Source organism: Cupriavidus campinensis, assembly GCF_905397395.1.
GTDB lineage: Bacteria > Pseudomonadota > Gammaproteobacteria > Burkholderiales > Burkholderiaceae > Cupriavidus > Cupriavidus campinensis.
Window position 1 is genome coordinate 1 of record NZ_CAJPVH010000019.1, and the last position, 15,124, is coordinate 15,124.

Sequence of the window (15,124 nt, forward strand, 5' to 3'; positions counted from 1 at the left end):
GCTGCCGCTGCCGCCCCGGCCGCCGCTGCACCGAAGGCCGCTCCGGCCCCGGCGCCGGCCGCCGCCACGCATGCCGGCAGCGCCGACATCCAGTGCGACATGCTCGTGCTCGGCGCCGGCCCCGGCGGCTACTCGGCCGCGTTCCGCTCAGCGGATCTCGGCATGAACACCGTGCTGGTGGAACGCTACGGCTCGCTCGGCGGCGTCTGCCTGAACGTGGGCTGCATCCCGTCGAAGGCGCTGCTGCACAACGCGGCCGTGATCGACGAAGCCAAGGCGTTGGCCGCGCACGGCATCCTGTTCGGCGAAGCCAAGATCGACCTGGATGGCCTGCGCCACTACAAGGAAACCGTGGTCGGCAAGCTGACCGGCGGTCTGGCCGGCATGGCCCGCGCGCGCAAGGTGCAGGTGGTGCGCGGCATCGGCACGTTCCTGGACCCGCATCATCTTGAGGTGCAGGAAACCGAAGGTGACGCCAAGGCCACGACCGGCAAGAAGACGGTGATCCGCTTCGAGAAGGCGATCATCGCCGCCGGCAGCCAGGCCGTGAAGCTGCCGTTCGTGCCCGAGGACCCGCGCATCGTCGATTCGACCGGCGCGCTGGAGCTGCCGGACATCCCCAACAAGATGCTGGTGATTGGCGGCGGCATCATCGGGCTGGAAATGGCCACGGTGTACAGCACGCTCGGCGCGCGCATCGACGTGGTGGAAATGCTCGACGGCCTGATGCAGGGCGCGGACCGCGACCTCGTCAAGGTCTGGGACAAGATGAACAAGCAGCGTTTCGACAACGTGATGCTGAAGACCAAGACGGTGGGCGTGGAAGCCAAGCCGGACGGCATCTACGTGAAGTTCGAGGGCGAGGCCGCGCCGGCCGAGCCCCAGCGCTACGACCTGGTGCTGGTGTCGGTCGGCCGTGTGCCGAACGGCAAGAAGATTGGCGCCGAGAAGGCGGGCGTGACGGTGACCGACCGCGGCTTCATCGAGGTGGACAACCAGCTGCGCACGAACGTGCCGCATATCTTCGCCATCGGCGACATCGTCGGCCAGCCGATGCTGGCGCACAAGGCAGTGCATGAGGCACACGTGGCAGCCGAGGCCGCGCACGGCGAGAAGGCTTACTTCGACGTCAAGCAGATCCCGTCGGTGGCCTACACCGATCCGGAAGTGGCCTGGGCCGGCCTGACCGAGGAGCAGTGCAAGGCGCAGGGCATCAAGTACGGCAAGGGCACCTTCCCTTGGGCCGCCTCGGGCCGCGCCATCGCCAATGGCCGCGACGAGGGCTTCACCAAGCTGATTTTCGACGAGGAGACGCACCGGATCATCGGCGGCGGCATCGTCGGCACCCATGCGGGCGACCTGATCAGCGAAGTGTGCCTGGCCATCGAGATGGGCGCCGACGCCGTGGATATCGGCAAAACGATCCACCCGCACCCGACGCTGGGCGAGTCGATCGGCATGGCAGCCGAGATCTACGAAGGCGTCTGCACGGACGTGCCGCCGCCGCGCAAGCGCTAAGCTTCGGCCGCAACGAGAAAGCCCGCCATCCCGGCGGGTTTTCTTTTGGATTGATATTTCGCAATTAACCGCCAAGCGGAGCCAGCGGGCGCCGGCCGCGAGCGGGCAGGGCGAACAGCGGCGGGGCTGTCCATCCGGCGTGGCGATTCCGGGGCCGATCTCCTAGCATCGTTGGGTGAACACGATGCGGAAGACACACCTGCTTGCCGCCGTGCTGTGCCTGGTGCTCCTGCCCGGCGCAGCCTGGTCGCAATTTGACGAACCGGGCAGCAAGCCGTCGATGGGCCAGCCGGGCAAGGACGTGATCTGGATCCCGACGCCCCAGCCGCTGGTGAACCAGATGCTCGACATGGCGAAGCTGACGCCCGAGGATCGGCTCGTCGATCTGGGCTCCGGGGATGGCCGCCTGGTCATTACTGCTGCCAAGCGCGGCGCCACCGCGCGCGGCATCGAGTTCAACAATGAACTGGTCGAACTGTCCCGGCGCACTGCCCGGGCCGAAGGCGTGGCCGGCCGCGCCACCTTCGAGCGCGCGGACATCTTCAAGTCGGATTTTTCCGATGCCACGGTCGTCACGCTGTTCCTGCTGCCGAGCGTGAACCTGCGTCTTCGCCCCACGTTGCTCGGCTTGCGGCCTGGCACGCGAATCGTCTCGAATTCGTTCGATATGGCGGACTGGCGGCCGGATGAGTACGTGCCGAGCGTCGAGGCCTGCCGGGGACCGTGCGGCGTCTACCTGTGGCTGGTGCCGGCCAGGGTGGCAGGGATCTGGGCGATGGGGAACAAGCTGCTGGTGCTGTCGCAGACGTTCCAGAAGCTGGAAGGCGTGATGCGCGAAGGCGAGCGGTCGACGCCGGTATGGGACGGCCGCGTGCGCGGCACGGAGATCGTCTTCACGATCGATGACGAGCGCTACGTCGGCCACGTGGATGGCCGCGAGATGCAGGGCGCCATCGAGGGTGGCGAGCCGTGGCGCGCCACGTTCCTCAAGCCGTAGCGCAATATCTCGGGACGAAAAAAAACCCGGCCCCTCATCAGAGGGGCCGGGTTCTTGCCGACCCGGCGCCGTGGCCGGAGCCGGTGCGCGGGGCGGGCGAGGGCGCTACCGCTCAGGCGGTGGCAGCCGGCTTCTTGGTAGCCGTGCGGGCCGTGGCCGAGGCTTGCTGAGCAGCCTTGGTTGCGGCGGTGGCGGCGGCCTGGAAGTTGGTTTCGGCCATTTCCACGGCTTGCTTCGTGGCCTTCTGGACCGACTCGTACGCGTTGTTGGCGGCCGAGATGGCCGACTTCACGATGGCGACGGTCGATTCCGAACCGGCCGGGGCGTTCTTGGCGAAGTTCTCGACGAGCGCTTGCACGTTCTTCGTGCCTTCGGCCAGTTGGGCTTCGGCCACCTTGGTGAACTCGCTCTGCGTTTCCGAGGCGATTTCATACAGGTGACGCGAGTACGCCAGGGTCTTTTCGGCAACCGGCTGCACCAGCGAAGCCTGGATGGCCAGCAGTTCCTGGGCATCCTTGGCGGACAGGGCCTTCTTGGCGTTGTCGACGTTTTCGGCAAAGGTCGCCTTGACCACTTGCATGTTCAGTTCGACAAGCTTTTCAACGCCTTCGAATGCTTTGGTGGTCAGACCGAACAGGGTTTCCAGGTTGGCTTTTTGTGCGGCTGCAACTTGTTCCGGGGTCAGGATCATTGCTGGTCTCCAGTGGTGAACTTCAAGGTCAAGCAAAATAGAAATTAATCCGCCCGAATGTCAAAGCCATGAACGCAATGTCCTGGCCAGCCCGAGCGATGTATTGGTGTGCGGTCGAACCGGGCTTGTTAAAAAGCTTTGATGCGCCGCAACAATTCCTATTCTAAGGGCAGAAAAAAGCCTGTCAAGCGGTTTTGTTGCACTGCACAAGAAATAGCAGACATTGAGCAGACATATGCGTCGTAATGACCACGTAAGGGGCGCCGGGCAAGGGTTTATCCCGATGCGACTGCCATGATGCAACGCGGGGAAGGTCTGCTGTTTGATACGTTTTCACGCAATGCGGAACGCGGTGCTACCATCGCAGACTGCCCGGTCGATAAATGGTCACGCACCGTCACTTCCCGGGAATTTCCCGCCCGATCCCCCCGATCCGCCCCGATGCAAGCTTTCTACGCCGACCACTTCGTCCTGCCGCTGCCGCCCGGCCATCGCTTCCCGATGCGCAAGTACAGCATGCTGCGAGACGCGGTGGTGCGTGAAGTGCCGGGCCTGACCCTGCACGAGGCGCCCCGCGCCGACGACGCGGCGCTGGCACTGGCCCATACCGCCGACTACATCGCCGATGTGTCTTCCGGCCGGCTCGATGCCGCCCGACAGCGCGAGATCGGCTTCCCGTGGTCGCACGAGATGGTGGAGCGCTCGCGGCGCTCGGCCGGCGCGACGATGGCCGCCTGCCGTACGGCGATGACGGAAGGGATCGCGGTCAACCTCGCCGGCGGCACCCATCATGCCTATGCCGACAAGGGCGGCGGCTTCTGCGTGTTCAACGATGCCGCCATCGCCGCGCGCCAGATGCAGCGCGAAGGGCGCGTGCGCCGCGTGGCTGTGATCGACCTCGACGTGCATCAGGGCAACGGCACGGCGTCGATCCTGCGCGACGACCCCAGCGTGTTCACGCTGTCGCTCCATGGCGAGAAGAACTATCCGTTCCGGAAGGAGGCGAGTGACCTCGACGTCGGCCTGCCGGACGGCTGCGATGACGATACCTACGCGGCGGCGCTGGCTGGCGCGCTGGATACGCTCTACGCACGCTTCGATCCCGAACTGCTGATTTACCTCGCCGGCGCCGATCCCCATGAGGGCGACCGCCTGGGCCGGCTGCGCCTGACGCTGGCCGGCCTGGCCCGACGCGACACGCTGGTGTTCGAATCCGCCCTCGCACGGCGCCTGCCGATGGCCGTGGCCATGGCCGGCGGCTACGGCAACCAGATCGAGGACACCGTGGCCGTGCACACCCAGACCGTGCGGCTGGCCGCGCGCCACCACCAGCGCTACGGCGCCGGGGCGACCGCCGCTGCGGCGGCAGCTTATTGAGATCGCAACACATCACAACAAAAACGCCGATGCCGATGAAGCCACAACCGGACACCCGCAGCGCCTACGCGCATTTCCAGCCAATCACCACGCGCTGGATGGACAACGATGTCTATGGCCACGTGAACAACGTTGTTTACTACAGTTACTTCGATACCGTCGTGAACACCTACCTGATCCGGGCGGGCGTGCTGGACATCGAGGCGGGCGAGACCATCGGGCTGGTGATCGAGACGCAATGCAACTATTTCTCGTCGCTCTCGTTCCCGGACACCGTCGTGGCCGGTCTGCGCGTGGCCCGACTGGGCAACTCGAGCGTGCGCTACGAGGTGGGCCTGTTCCGCAACGACGACGAGGTGGCTGCCGCGCAGGGCCATTTCGTCCATGTCTATGTGGATCGTGCAACACGCCGCCCCGCAGCGCTGCCGCCCGCATTGCGTCTGGCGCTGACACCGCTGGTGCGGCCAAGTGCAGAGTGATCAATAACACACAATAACCCGGAGACCCCCAAGCATGTCCAAGCCCGGCGCCGCCCCCCGCGACACCCTTGAAGTCACTTCCGCCACCGGCGATACGAGCCTGACCGATTCCGCGGCGATCGTCGACCGCGCCATCACCACGCGCCGCTCGATCCGGGCGTTCCTGGATACCCCGGTCTCGCGCGAGACCATCGAGGACATCCTCGCCGTGGCCAGCCGCGCACCGTCCGGCACCAACACCCAGCCGTGGCGGGTCTACGTGCTCTCGGGCGACGCCAAGGCGCGGCTCTGCGCCGATGTGCTGGCCGCCTACCATGACCCCGAGCGCGACACCAAGTACCGCGAGGAATACCCGTACTATCCGCGCGAGTGGGTCAACCCGTACCTGGCGCGCCGCCGCAAGGTGGGCTGGGACCTGTACGGCCTGCTGGAGATCAGTCGCGAGGACAAGGCGCGCATGCACGAGCAGCACGCCCGCAACTTCCGCTTCTTCGATGCGCCGGTCGGCCTGATCTTCACGATCGACCGGATCATGGAGCAGGGCAGCTGGCTCGACTACGGCATGTTCCTGCAAAGCATCATGGTGGCAGCGCGGGCCCGCGGGCTCGATACCTGCCCCCAGGCGGCGTTCACGCAATTCCACAGCATCCTGGCCAGCCAGCTGCGGCTGACCGAGAACGAGATGGTGGTGTGCGGCATGTCGCTGGGCTACGCGGACCCGGAGGCGACGGCCAACCAATTGGTCACGGAGCGTGAACCGGTGAGCGAGTTCGCGCGTTTCCTCTCATGACTTTGCGCCGGATTGAGGTTTCCCCTGATGAGGATTTCACGAAAGCCGCCGATATTGTTGTTAGGGAAGCGGTTTCTTATATAGGTGCGAAGCATTGTGCGCAGTTGTCGACATACGAATGCGCACGACCATCACGGGCGCTAAAAATGGCGAATACGCCATATTTTCCGCAATATGGAATTGTTTGCGAATCGAACTTTAAAGAGCCTTCGTAAGTCTTTAATCTTGCTAACAATTTCTTTATTTCCTAAACTAGCGCCATTCCACCAAATGCCGCGCTGAACAGATCATGTTCCGGTCCAAATCCTTTATTTCCCGACTCTTCAGCATGCCCCTGACCGCCATCGCCACCTCGGCGCTGGTGTCGGTGTCCATGCTGGCCGCGCCGGTGACGTACGCAGCGACGAAGTCGACTGTGACGAAAACCTCGGCTAAAAAGCAGGCAACTGCTACCAAATCCACTAAAAAGGTCGCTTCTGCGAAGGAGCGGTCATCGTCTTCGCGGAAGGTGATCGTGCTGCGGCACGGCAAGAAGGCCGTGATGGCCAGCCGTGCACAGCCGGTTCGCGCGGCCTTCGTACCGTCGAAACCGACGCTCGCCGAGGCCATGGGCCTGCGCGATACGGAAGATGCGCTCGCGCTGCGTTCCTCCGTGGCGCTGGTGTTGGACCAGAACACGAACGAAGTCCTGTTTCAGAAAAATCCGACGGCGGTGCTGCCGATCGCTTCGATCACCAAGCTGATGACCGCGCTGGTGGTCATGGATTCCCGCCTGCCGATGGACGAAGTGCTGACGGTGAGCGAGGAAGACCGCGACACCGAGAAGCACAGCAGCTCGCGCCTGCGCTTTGGCACGCAGCTGACCCGCCATGAAATGATGCTGCTGGCGCTGATGTCGTCGGAAAACCGTGCCGCTTCGGTGCTGGGCCGCAGCTATCCGGGCGGCCTGCCGGCGTTTGTGAGCGCGATGAACCGCAAGGCGCGCGAACTCGGCATGAACGACAGCCACTTTGTCGATTCGAGCGGTCTTTCCAGCAGCAATGTGTCGAGTGCGATGGACCTGGCCCGCCTGGTCAATGCCGCTTACCGCAACCCGACCATCCGCGAATTCTCGACCCAGACCGAGCATGAAGTGAACGTGCTGGGCCGTCCGCTCCATTACGTGAGCACCAACCGCCTCGTGCGCGGCGGCAACTGGGAGATCGGCCTGCAGAAGACCGGTTTCATCTCGGAAGCCGGCCAATGCCTGGTGATGCAGGCCCGCGTGAACGACCGCAACGTGGTGATGGTGTTCCTCGACTCCGTGGGCAAGCTGTCGCGCTTTGCCGATGCCACGCGCGTGCGCACGTGGCTTGAGCACCAGCCGTCGGTGCAGGGCCCGCAACGGCCGTTCCCGGCCTCCCCAAACCTTACGCAGGGTCCTAGCGCGCCGCACGCGGCGCACGCGATCCTGGCCTCGCAGCAGGCACGCGGCACCTGATCCAGGTAGCCGCCGCCAATTGAAAACGCGCCGCGGGGCAGCCCGTCGGCGCGTTTCTTTTTGGGGGGAGTGCGCGGGGGCGCTCAGGGGTGCTCAGGCCCAATCAGGCCCAATCAGGCCCAATCAGGCCCAATCAGGCCCAATCAGGCCGACACGGCGTCCGCCACGTAGCCCATGCCGCGCGAAATCTGCAGCGCGGTGTCCTTGAGGTTCTGCAGCCAGCTGTCCTGCAGGCGGTCTGCCGGCGCGGACAGCGACAGCCCGGCCACCAGCCGGCGCGAGTCGTCGTAGATGCCAGCCGCAATGCAGCGCACGCCCAGCTCCAGTTCCTCGTTGTCGCGCGCATAGCCGTTGGTGCGCACCCAGCTCAGTTCGCGCTCCAGCTTGGCGATGTCCGTGATCGACGTCCCCGTATGCCCGGCCAGCCCGGTGCGCGTGGCATAGCTGCGCACGCGCCCGGCCTCGTCGGCGGCCAGGAACAGCTTGCCGACCGAGGTCAGGTGCAGGGGGGCGCGGCCACCGATGGCGCGCACCACCTGCATGCCCGAGCGCTCGCTGTAGGCGCGCTCGATATAGACGATTTCATCGCCCTGACGCACCGAGAGGTTCACGGTCTGCCCGGTGACGCGGTGCAGCGCACGCATCGGTGCGAGTGCCGCATCGCGCACGGACAGCCGTGCCTTCACGAGGTTGCCGAGTTCCAGCAGCCGCATGCCGAGCCGATAGCTGCCGGGGTCCGAGCGATCCACGAAACGGCACGCCACCATGTCATTGAGAATGCGGTGTGCCGTGGACGGATGCAGGCCGGTGGCCAGCGACAACTCCTTGAGACTGACGGGGTCCGCGTGCTGGGCGAGCGCATCCAGCAGCGTCATCATGCGTTCGATGACCTGGATGGAGGTCTTGCCGGGTGACTTGTCTGCTTCTGCCATAGGAGGAAATGTTGCCATGCGGCAAATTAAGCGTTTGCCTGATTCTATCTCGCATTGTGAAAATTTCAATAGGTGAAATGCAATTACCGGGATTCCTATCCAATGACGGGGCCGCTTTCGCATGAGCGGCATTGCGCGCGGGGATGAACAAGTTTGCGGCGCGCGCTGCCCGCAGCGGCGCGGCGGGGGCGCATAATTGCGAGGTTTCGGGTCTGGATAAAAGGAAGCGATGCGAATCGGACTGTTCGCCACCTGTCTGGTGGACCTCATGCGCCCGGAGATCGGGTTTTCGGTGCTGAAGCTGCTGGAATCGGCGGGTTACGAGGTCATGGTGCCCGAGGCGCAGACCTGCTGCGGCCAGCCCGCCTACAACTCGGGCGAGCGCGCCGTCTCGCGCGACCTCGCCGAAAAATTCCTGCGTGAGTTCGAGATGTTCGACTACGTGGTGATCCCCTCGGGCTCCTGCGGCGGCATGGTCCGCGCGCACTACCAGGACCTGCTGCGCGACGACCCCGAACTCCACGGCCGCTACGAGCGCCTGCGCGAGCGTGTCTACGAACTGACCGATTTCCTGGCCAACGTGGCCAAGATCGAGACCGTCGACTCGGCGTTTTCCGGCCACGTCACCTATCACGACTCCTGCTCCGGCCTGCGCGAACTCGGCGTCAAGCAGCAGCCGCGCGCGCTGCTCGGCAAGCTGCCCGGCGTGCAGCTGACCGAGATGAAGGATTGCGAGGCCTGCTGCGGCTTCGGCGGTACGTTCTCGGTAAAGTACGGCAATATCTCGACGGCCATCGTCGACGAGAAATGCGCCAACATCCAGGCCAGCGGCGCCGACGCCGTGGTGCTGGGCGACCTTGGCTGCATGCTCAATATCGAAGGCCGGCTGCGCCGGTCCGGCGATACGCGCACCCGCGTGCTGCACATTGCGCAGGTCCTGGCGGGCGACGCCTGATCGATCGAACCTCGGCAAAATACGATGCAAGTCCACAGCATGGAATTCAAGGCGCGGGCCGGGCAGAAGCTCGCCGACCAGCGCCTGCAGCAGAACCTCAAGAAACTGTCGACCAAGTTCGTGACGGCGCGGGCCGATGCGATCCGCGACATCGACTTCGACGCCACGCGCGCCGCGCTCAAGGAGCGCCGCAACCGCGCGCTGGAAAACCTCGACGTCTGGCTCGCCAAGTTTGAAGAAAATGCGACCAGGCGCGGCGCCACGGTGCTGTTCGCCGAGACCACCGCCGACGCAGCCCGCCTGGTGGCCGAGATCGCGCAGAAGCATGGCGTGAAGAAGGTCATCAAGAGCAAGTCGATGGTGACCGAGGAGATGCGCCTGAACCAGGTGCTGGGCGAGATGGGCGTGCAGAGCATCGAGACCGATCTGGGCGAGTACATCCTCCAGATCAACGATGCCGAGCCGCCGTCGCACATCATCGCGCCCGTGATCCACAAGGACAAGGACGAGATTGCCGACCTGTTCGCGCGGGTCCACCACAAGCCGCGCCTGACCGACATCCCGCAGATGACCCGTGAGGCGCGCGAGGTGCTGCGGCCCGAGTTCCTGTCCGCCGACATGGGCGTGACGGGGGGTAACTTCATCATTGCCGAGACGGGCTCGGTGGCCGTGGTGACCAACGAGGGCAACGAGGGCATGTGCACCGTCATGCCGCGCGTGCACGTGGCCGTTACCGGCATCGAGAAGGTGTTGCCGACACTGGAAGACCTGGCCACGGTGATGCGGCTGCTGCCGCGCTCGGCTACCGGGCAGGCGATTTCCAACTATTTCTCGCTGCTGACCGGCCCGCGCGCCGAGGGCGAGCGCGACGGCCCCGAGCATATGTACTTCGTGCTTGTGGATGGCGGCCGGACCGGCCTGATCGGCGGCGAATTCCAGGAGATGCTGCGCTGCATCCGCTGCGGCGCCTGCATGAACCACTGCCCGGTGTACCAGAAGATCGGCGGCCATGCCTATGGCTGGGTCTACCCGGGACCGATGGGCAGCGTGCTGACGCCGAGTTATGTCGGCCTCGCCAATGCGGTCGATCTGCCCCAGGCCGCCACACTTTGCGGCGAGTGCAACAGAGTGTGTCCTGCGTCGATCCCGCTCTCAGACCTGCTGCGCAAGCTGCGCGAGAAGCAGATGGAACGCGGCCTGCGCCCGTGGCAGGAGCGGCTGTCGCTGCAGGTCTGGGGCTATGTGGCGCGCCGCCCGGCGCTCTACGCCTTCGCCACGCGCATGGGCGCGCGCCTGCTGGCGCGGATGGGTGGCCGGAATCGGCTGATTGCCAGCCTGCCGATGGCGGGCAAGGGCTGGACCGACACGCGCGACATGCCCGCGCCGAGCGGCCGGACCTTCCGCGAGTTGTACAAGGAGAGGAGGGCGCGCGCATGAGTACGCACCAGGACAACCAGCGCGCACTGAACGCGATGCGCGAGGCATTGGCGAGCCATGTGGCCGGTACGATGCCGGTGGCGGATCTCGTCGGCGCGTGGCGCGCGGCGGCCACGTCTTTGACGCTGCCGCCGGTTTTCAGCCAGGCGATGGAGGAATTGCTACGCCGCCTGGAGATGTCGGCGGTGTTCACCCAGGACAGCTGCTCGTTCTCGAGCACGGCCGTCACGGACCAGCTCAAGCGCTGGCTGGACAGGGCCGAGACGGCGTAACGGGCGTCAGCCACGTAAACGACAACGGCCGGGGAGCACCCCCGGCCGTCTTTCTTCCCTTTCGATTCAGCTCAGTTCAGCTCAGCAGCAGCGCGTCATCATCCAGCTGCTCATGCCGGGTCTGCTCGAACATCCGCAGCAGGTCGGGCACGTCGAGGCCCTTGCGCTGGTCGCCTGACACATCCAGTACCACCTGCCCCTGGTGCAGCATCACCGTGCGCTCCCCGTAGTCCAGCGCCTGCCGCATCGAGTGCGTCACCATCATCGTCGTGAGCTTGCTTTCCGAGACGATCCGCGCGGTCAACTCCAGCACAAAGGCGGCGGTTTTCGGGTCCAGCGCGGCCGTGTGCTCGTCGAGTAGCAGGATGCGCGACGGCTGGAGCGATGCCATCAGCAGGCTCACCGCCTGCCGCTGGCCGCCGGACAGCAGGCCGATCCGGTCCGTCAGACGATTCTCAAGCCCGAGGTTCAGCAGCCGCAGCTTGTCGCGGAACAGCTCGCGCGACGCCTTGTTCAGCGCCGGGCGGAAGCTGCGCCGCGAGCCGCGCGCCATGGCCAGCGCCATGTTTTCCTCGATGGTCAGCGCCTCGCAGGTGCCGGCCATCGGGTCCTGGAACACGCGGGCCACCAGATGGGCGCGGTCCCAGGCGGGCTGCCGGGTCACGTCGATGTCGTCGATGGTGATGCGGCCGCTATCCACCATCTGGTCGCCGCTGACGGCGTTCAGGAAGGTGGACTTGCCGGCGCCGTTGGAGCCGATCACGGCCACGAACTGGCCGCTCGGGATCTCCAGGTTCAGGCCGCGCAGCGCGCGGTTCTCGATCGGCGTGCCGGGGTTGAAGGTCAGCTTCAGGTCTTGTGCGCGCAGCATCTCAGGCACCTCCGTTCTTGCGGCCAAACAGCTTCTTGCGCGTGGCCGGCAGCACCAGCGCCAGCGTCACCAGCGCCGCCGTCACCAGATTCAGATCCTGCGCCTTGAGGCCAATGAACTCCGTGTTCAGCGCCAGCGCGATGAAGAATCGGTACAGGATGGCGCCCAGCACCACGGCCAGCGTCACATAGACCAGACGCCGCGCCGGCAGGATGGTCTCGCCGATGATCACGGCGGCCAGGCCGATCACGATGGTGCCGATGCCCATCGAGATGTCGGACCCGCCCTGGGTTTGCGCGAACAGCGCGCCGGCCAGCGCCACCAGCCCGTTGGAGAGCGCCATGCCGGCCAGCGTGGCACGGCCCGTAGGCACGCCCTGCGACCGCGCCATGCGCGGATTGGCACCGGTGGCGCGCATCGCCAGGCCCAGTTGCGATGAGAAGAACCAGTCCAGGCCGACCTTCGCCACGATCACCACCACCAGCAGCACCAGCGGGCGCAGCAGGTAGTCTGGCAGCCACTCGGGCTGGAGCACCGTGAACAGGGTCGGCTCGGTAATCAGCGGCACGTTCGGGCGGCCCATGATGCGCAGGTTGACCGAGTACAGCGCGATCATCATCAGGATACTGGCCAGCAGATCCATGATCTTGAGCCGCACGTTGAGCCAGCCGGTGATCCATCCGGCCACCCCGCCGGCCGCGATGGCGGCGAATGTGGCCAGGAAGGGGTCCTGGCCAGCGGCGATCAGCGTGGCCGCCACGGCGCCGCCGAGCGGAAAGCTGCCATCGACGGTGAGATCGGGGAAATTCAGGATGCGGAACGAGATCAGCACCCCGAGGGCCACGAGGCTGAAGATCAGGCCGATCTCCAGGGCGCCCATAAGGGAAAAGAGGGACATGGGGAAATCCTGTTGCGGGGGGCCGGCCGGGCTGTCGCGCGCCGGGTAGGCGACGAGCGCGCTGCGGTCCGGAGGCCCCGGCCGGCCGGATAGGCCGGGCCGGGGCCGGAGAGCGTCAGGCCGCGCAACCCCTCGGGGGCGGCGCGGTCCGTTGCGGGTCTTACTTGATGACGGTCTTGGCTTCCTTGACCAGTTCCGGCGCCAGCGTCACGCCCTGCTTGGCGGCGGCGCTGGTGTTCACGAACAGTTCGAGGTTGTCCGAGGTCTGCGAGGCAATCGCGCCGGGCTTCTCGCCCTTCAGGATGCGCACGACAACCTTGCCGGTCTGGTGGCCCAGGTCGCTGTAGTTGATGCCCAGCGCGGCCACGGCGCCACGCTTCACGCTGTCCGTGTCAGCGGCCACCAGCGGAATCTTCGACTCGTTGGCCACCTTCACCAGCGCCTCGTAGGCCGAGACCACGTTGTTGTCGGTGTTCGTATAGATCACATCGACCTTGCCGATCAGGCTCTTGGCAGCCGGGCCGATATCCACGGTACGCGGCGCGGCGGCTTCCTTCAGCGTCAGGCCCTGCTTGGCCAGCAGTTCCTTCAGTTCCTTGACCACCACCACCGAGTTGGCTTCGCCGGGGTTGTAGACCATGCCGACGGTCTTGACCTTGGGCACCACGCGCTGGATCAGGGCGACCTGCTTGTCCAGCGGCAGCTTGTCCGAGACGCCGGTCACGTTGGTGCCGGTGGCGCCCCAGCCCTTGACCAGTTGGGCAGCCACGGGGTCCGTCACGCCCGAGTACACCACCGGCACGGTCTTGGTGGCGGCCACCACGGCCTGCGCGGACGGCGTGGCGATGGCGACAATCGCGTTCGGCTGGTCGCCGACGAACTTGCGGGCGATCTGGGCGGCGGTGCCGGTGTTGCCCTGCGCGCTCTGGTATTCCCACTTCAGGTTCTTGTCGGCGTCATAGCCGGCAGCCTTCAGTTCGGCGCGCACGCCGTCGCGGATGGCGTCGAGCGCCGGGTGATCGACGATCGACAGCACTTTCACGGTCTGGGCCTGCACGGCGCCGCCGTACAGCACCGACAGCGCGACCACGCCGCCGAGAATGGTTTGGGTGGATGCCTTGAGGCGCGACTGAAGACGCAGCATGTAATGGTTCTCCCCCGAGGGTTCGGTACTTTTGAAGCCTGCGAGGATACCATTTTCGGGCCTCCCGCGGCTCTCTTTTAGTGCACCGGTCGGCCATATCCTGCTGTTAAACGCCTCGGCGGGCGAGGCGTGCCGCAAATTATTGCGCCAGGAAGCCGATTTTCGTGAATGTGTTGCGGTGCAACATCCTCAACCGGCAACGGGGTGGCGCAAGGCGGCGGCGCAGTCCCGCACCAGGGCGGGGCCGCGGTAGATCAGGCCGCTGTAGACCTGGACCAGTTGCGCGCCGGCATCGATCTTCGCGCGCGCGTCGGCGCCGCTGAAGATGCCGCCCACGCCGACGATCGGCAGGGCATCGCCCACCACGGCGCGCAAGGCGCGCACCACGCGGGTGGAGGATTCGAACACCGGGCGCCCGGAGAGGCCGCCCGCTTCCTCGGCATGCGGCAGGCCCTGGACCGCCTCGCGCGAGATCGTGGTGTTGGTGGCAATCACCCCGTCGATGCCGTGCCGCACCAGCGCATCGCCGATATTGCGGATCTGGTCGTCGTCCAGGTCCGGCGCAATCTTCAGCGCCAGCGGCACATAGCGCTTGTGCTGGTCGGCCAGGCGCTGCTGGGCGGTTTTCAGCGTGGAGAGCAGGCTGTCCAGCTCGCTCGCGCCCTGCAGCTGGCGCAGGTTCTTGGTATTCGGCGACGAGATGTTCACCGTCACGTAGCTCGCGTGCGGATAGACGCGCTCGAGGCAGTAGAGGTAGTCGTCAGCCGCGCGCTCGATCGGGGTGTCGGCGTTCTTGCCGATATTCAGGCCCAGCACGCCGCCCTCGGCCTTCCAGCGCGACGCCTGCACGTTGGCCACGAAGGCATCCACGCCGCCATTGTTGAAGCCCATGCGGTTGATCAGCGCATCGGCCTGCGGCAGCCGGAACATGCGCGGACGCGGGTTGCCGGGCTGGGCGCGCGGCGTGACCGTGCCCACCTCGATAAAGCCGAAGCCGAACGCGGCAAGACCGTCGATGTACGCGCCGTCCTTGTCGAGACCGGCCGCCAGCCCCACGGGGTTCGGGAAGCGCACGCCCATGACGGTGCGCGGATCGGCGGCGATGGTGTTGCCAAGGCAACCGGCCAGGCCCATGCGCTGGGCGCGCATGAGGTTGTTCAGCGTGAAATGGTGGGCATCCTCCGCATCCATGGAGAACAGGGCGGGGCGAAACAGGGGATAGAGCGCGTTGAGCACGGGGAGGGGGCGCGGCCGCGGCCGGCGTGAAGTCGGTACCAGGGCGG

15 protein-coding genes are annotated in these 15,124 nt (G+C 65.8%); 9 read left to right on the forward strand and 6 right to left on the reverse strand.

Going from position 1 to position 15,124, the window contains the following annotated elements:
• Both lpdA and KHO18_RS13070 read left to right on the forward strand, forming a co-directional pair.
• A partial coding sequence (gene lpdA, locus KHO18_RS13065; protein ID WP_211943334.1) for a dihydrolipoyl dehydrogenase occupies positions 1-1,518 on the forward strand: 1,518 nt, incomplete at its 5' end.
• A gap of 184 nt (positions 1,519-1,702) precedes the next feature.
• Entirely contained in the window at positions 1,703-2,515 is an 813-nt protein-coding gene (locus KHO18_RS13070) for an SAM-dependent methyltransferase (RefSeq protein ID WP_211943335.1), read from the forward strand.
• Between the two features lie 112 nt (positions 2,516-2,627).
• Here the strand turns inward: KHO18_RS13070 and phaP1 are convergent, their stop codons facing one another.
• Positions 2,628-3,206 carry a TIGR01841 family phasin PhaP1 gene (gene phaP1 / locus KHO18_RS13075; protein ID WP_144195815.1) on the reverse strand — a complete coding sequence of 193 codons (579 nt, stop codon included), beginning with the start codon at positions 3,204-3,206 and terminating at the stop codon, positions 2,628-2,630.
• A gap of 441 nt (positions 3,207-3,647) precedes the next feature.
• On the opposite strand from phaP1, the gene KHO18_RS13080 reads away from it, so the two are divergent.
• The 4 genes from KHO18_RS13080 (at position 3,648) to pbpG (ending at position 7,332) form a co-directional block, all read left to right on the forward strand.
• Positions 3,648-4,583, forward strand: coding sequence for a histone deacetylase family protein (locus KHO18_RS13080; RefSeq protein ID WP_144195813.1), 936 nt, complete (start codon positions 3,648-3,650; stop codon positions 4,581-4,583).
• A gap of 35 nt (positions 4,584-4,618) precedes the next feature.
• Positions 4,619-5,062, forward strand: a complete 444-nt coding sequence (locus KHO18_RS13085; protein WP_144195811.1) for an acyl-CoA thioesterase — start codon at positions 4,619-4,621, stop codon at positions 5,060-5,062.
• A 34-nt stretch (positions 5,063-5,096) separates the two neighbouring features.
• Positions 5,097-5,852, forward strand: a complete 756-nt coding sequence (locus tag KHO18_RS13090; RefSeq protein WP_244844770.1) for a nitroreductase — start codon at positions 5,097-5,099, stop codon at positions 5,850-5,852.
• Positions 5,853-6,141: 289 nt separating this feature from the next.
• Positions 6,142-7,332, forward strand: a complete 1,191-nt coding sequence (pbpG, locus tag KHO18_RS13095) for a D-alanyl-D-alanine endopeptidase (RefSeq protein ID WP_211943336.1) — start codon at positions 6,142-6,144, stop codon at positions 7,330-7,332.
• A 143-nt stretch (positions 7,333-7,475) separates the two neighbouring features.
• On the opposite strand, the gene KHO18_RS13100 is transcribed toward pbpG, so the two are convergent.
• Complete coding sequence (locus KHO18_RS13100; RefSeq protein ID WP_144195807.1) at positions 7,476-8,264, reverse strand: IclR family transcriptional regulator; 789 nt, start codon at positions 8,262-8,264, stop codon at positions 7,476-7,478.
• Positions 8,265-8,493: 229 nt separating this feature from the next.
• Here KHO18_RS13100 and KHO18_RS13105 point away from each other — a divergent pair, with 229 nt between their 5' ends.
• From KHO18_RS13105 to KHO18_RS13115, 3 genes are read left to right on the forward strand one after another with little or no spacing between them, the layout of a single operon-like run.
• A complete protein-coding gene (locus KHO18_RS13105) occupies positions 8,494-9,219 on the forward strand; it encodes a (Fe-S)-binding protein (protein ID WP_144195805.1) in 726 nt (241 codons plus the stop codon).
• A gap of 24 nt (positions 9,220-9,243) precedes the next feature.
• Positions 9,244-10,656 carry a LutB/LldF family L-lactate oxidation iron-sulfur protein gene (locus tag KHO18_RS13110; RefSeq protein WP_144195803.1) on the forward strand — a complete coding sequence of 471 codons (1,413 nt, stop codon included), beginning with the start codon at positions 9,244-9,246 and terminating at the stop codon, positions 10,654-10,656.
• Positions 10,653-10,928: a hypothetical protein gene (locus KHO18_RS13115; protein WP_211943337.1), complete on the forward strand. Its 276-nt coding sequence runs from the start codon at positions 10,653-10,655 to the stop codon at positions 10,926-10,928. Before KHO18_RS13110 ends, KHO18_RS13115 begins: the two co-directional genes overlap by 4 nt.
• A gap of 76 nt (positions 10,929-11,004) precedes the next feature.
• Here the strand turns inward: KHO18_RS13115 and KHO18_RS13120 are convergent, their stop codons facing one another.
• From KHO18_RS13120 to KHO18_RS13135, 4 genes are all read right to left on the reverse strand, one after another.
• Complete coding sequence (locus tag KHO18_RS13120) at positions 11,005-11,799, reverse strand: ABC transporter ATP-binding protein (protein WP_211943338.1); 795 nt, start codon at positions 11,797-11,799, stop codon at positions 11,005-11,007.
• Between the two features lies 1 nt (position 11,800).
• The gene (locus KHO18_RS13125) at positions 11,801-12,697 is read right to left on the reverse strand and encodes an ABC transporter permease (protein WP_144195797.1); all 897 of its coding nucleotides are present in this window, start codon (positions 12,695-12,697) and stop codon (positions 11,801-11,803) included.
• A gap of 160 nt (positions 12,698-12,857) precedes the next feature.
• The gene (locus tag KHO18_RS13130; protein WP_211943339.1) at positions 12,858-13,841 is read right to left on the reverse strand and encodes an ABC transporter substrate-binding protein; all 984 of its coding nucleotides are present in this window, start codon (positions 13,839-13,841) and stop codon (positions 12,858-12,860) included.
• Positions 13,842-14,030: 189 nt separating this feature from the next.
• Complete coding sequence (locus tag KHO18_RS13135) at positions 14,031-15,077, reverse strand: quinone-dependent dihydroorotate dehydrogenase (protein ID WP_144195793.1); 1,047 nt, start codon at positions 15,075-15,077, stop codon at positions 14,031-14,033.
• Between the last annotated feature and the right edge of the window lie 47 nt (positions 15,078-15,124).

What these genes read in the sequence shown, in the direction of transcription:
- pbpG (WP_211943336.1), top strand. Translation starts at nt 6,142, where the DNA reads ATGTTCCGGTCCAAATCCTTTATTTCCCGACTCTTCAGCATGCCCCTG.
- KHO18_RS13125 (WP_144195797.1), bottom strand. Translation starts at nt 12,697, where the DNA reads ATGTCCCTCTTTTCCCTTATGGGCGCCCTGGAGATCGGCCTGATCTTC.
- KHO18_RS13070 (WP_211943335.1), top strand. Translation starts at nt 1,703, where the DNA reads ATGCGGAAGACACACCTGCTTGCCGCCGTGCTGTGCCTGGTGCTCCTG.
- KHO18_RS13120 (WP_211943338.1), bottom strand. Translation starts at nt 11,799, where the DNA reads ATGCTGCGCGCACAAGACCTGAAGCTGACCTTCAACCCCGGCACGCCG.
- phaP1 (WP_144195815.1), bottom strand. Translation starts at nt 3,206, where the DNA reads ATGATCCTGACCCCGGAACAAGTTGCAGCCGCACAAAAAGCCAACCTG.
- KHO18_RS13085 (WP_144195811.1), top strand. Translation starts at nt 4,619, where the DNA reads ATGAAGCCACAACCGGACACCCGCAGCGCCTACGCGCATTTCCAGCCA.
- KHO18_RS13105 (WP_144195805.1), top strand. Translation starts at nt 8,494, where the DNA reads ATGCGAATCGGACTGTTCGCCACCTGTCTGGTGGACCTCATGCGCCCG.
- KHO18_RS13080 (WP_144195813.1), top strand. Translation starts at nt 3,648, where the DNA reads ATGCAAGCTTTCTACGCCGACCACTTCGTCCTGCCGCTGCCGCCCGGC.
- KHO18_RS13115 (WP_211943337.1), top strand. Translation starts at nt 10,653, where the DNA reads ATGAGTACGCACCAGGACAACCAGCGCGCACTGAACGCGATGCGCGAG.
- KHO18_RS13100 (WP_144195807.1), bottom strand. Translation starts at nt 8,264, where the DNA reads ATGGCAGAAGCAGACAAGTCACCCGGCAAGACCTCCATCCAGGTCATC.
- KHO18_RS13130 (WP_211943339.1), bottom strand. Translation starts at nt 13,841, where the DNA reads ATGCTGCGTCTTCAGTCGCGCCTCAAGGCATCCACCCAAACCATTCTC.
- KHO18_RS13090 (WP_244844770.1), top strand. Translation starts at nt 5,097, where the DNA reads ATGTCCAAGCCCGGCGCCGCCCCCCGCGACACCCTTGAAGTCACTTCC.
- KHO18_RS13110 (WP_144195803.1), top strand. Translation starts at nt 9,244, where the DNA reads ATGCAAGTCCACAGCATGGAATTCAAGGCGCGGGCCGGGCAGAAGCTC.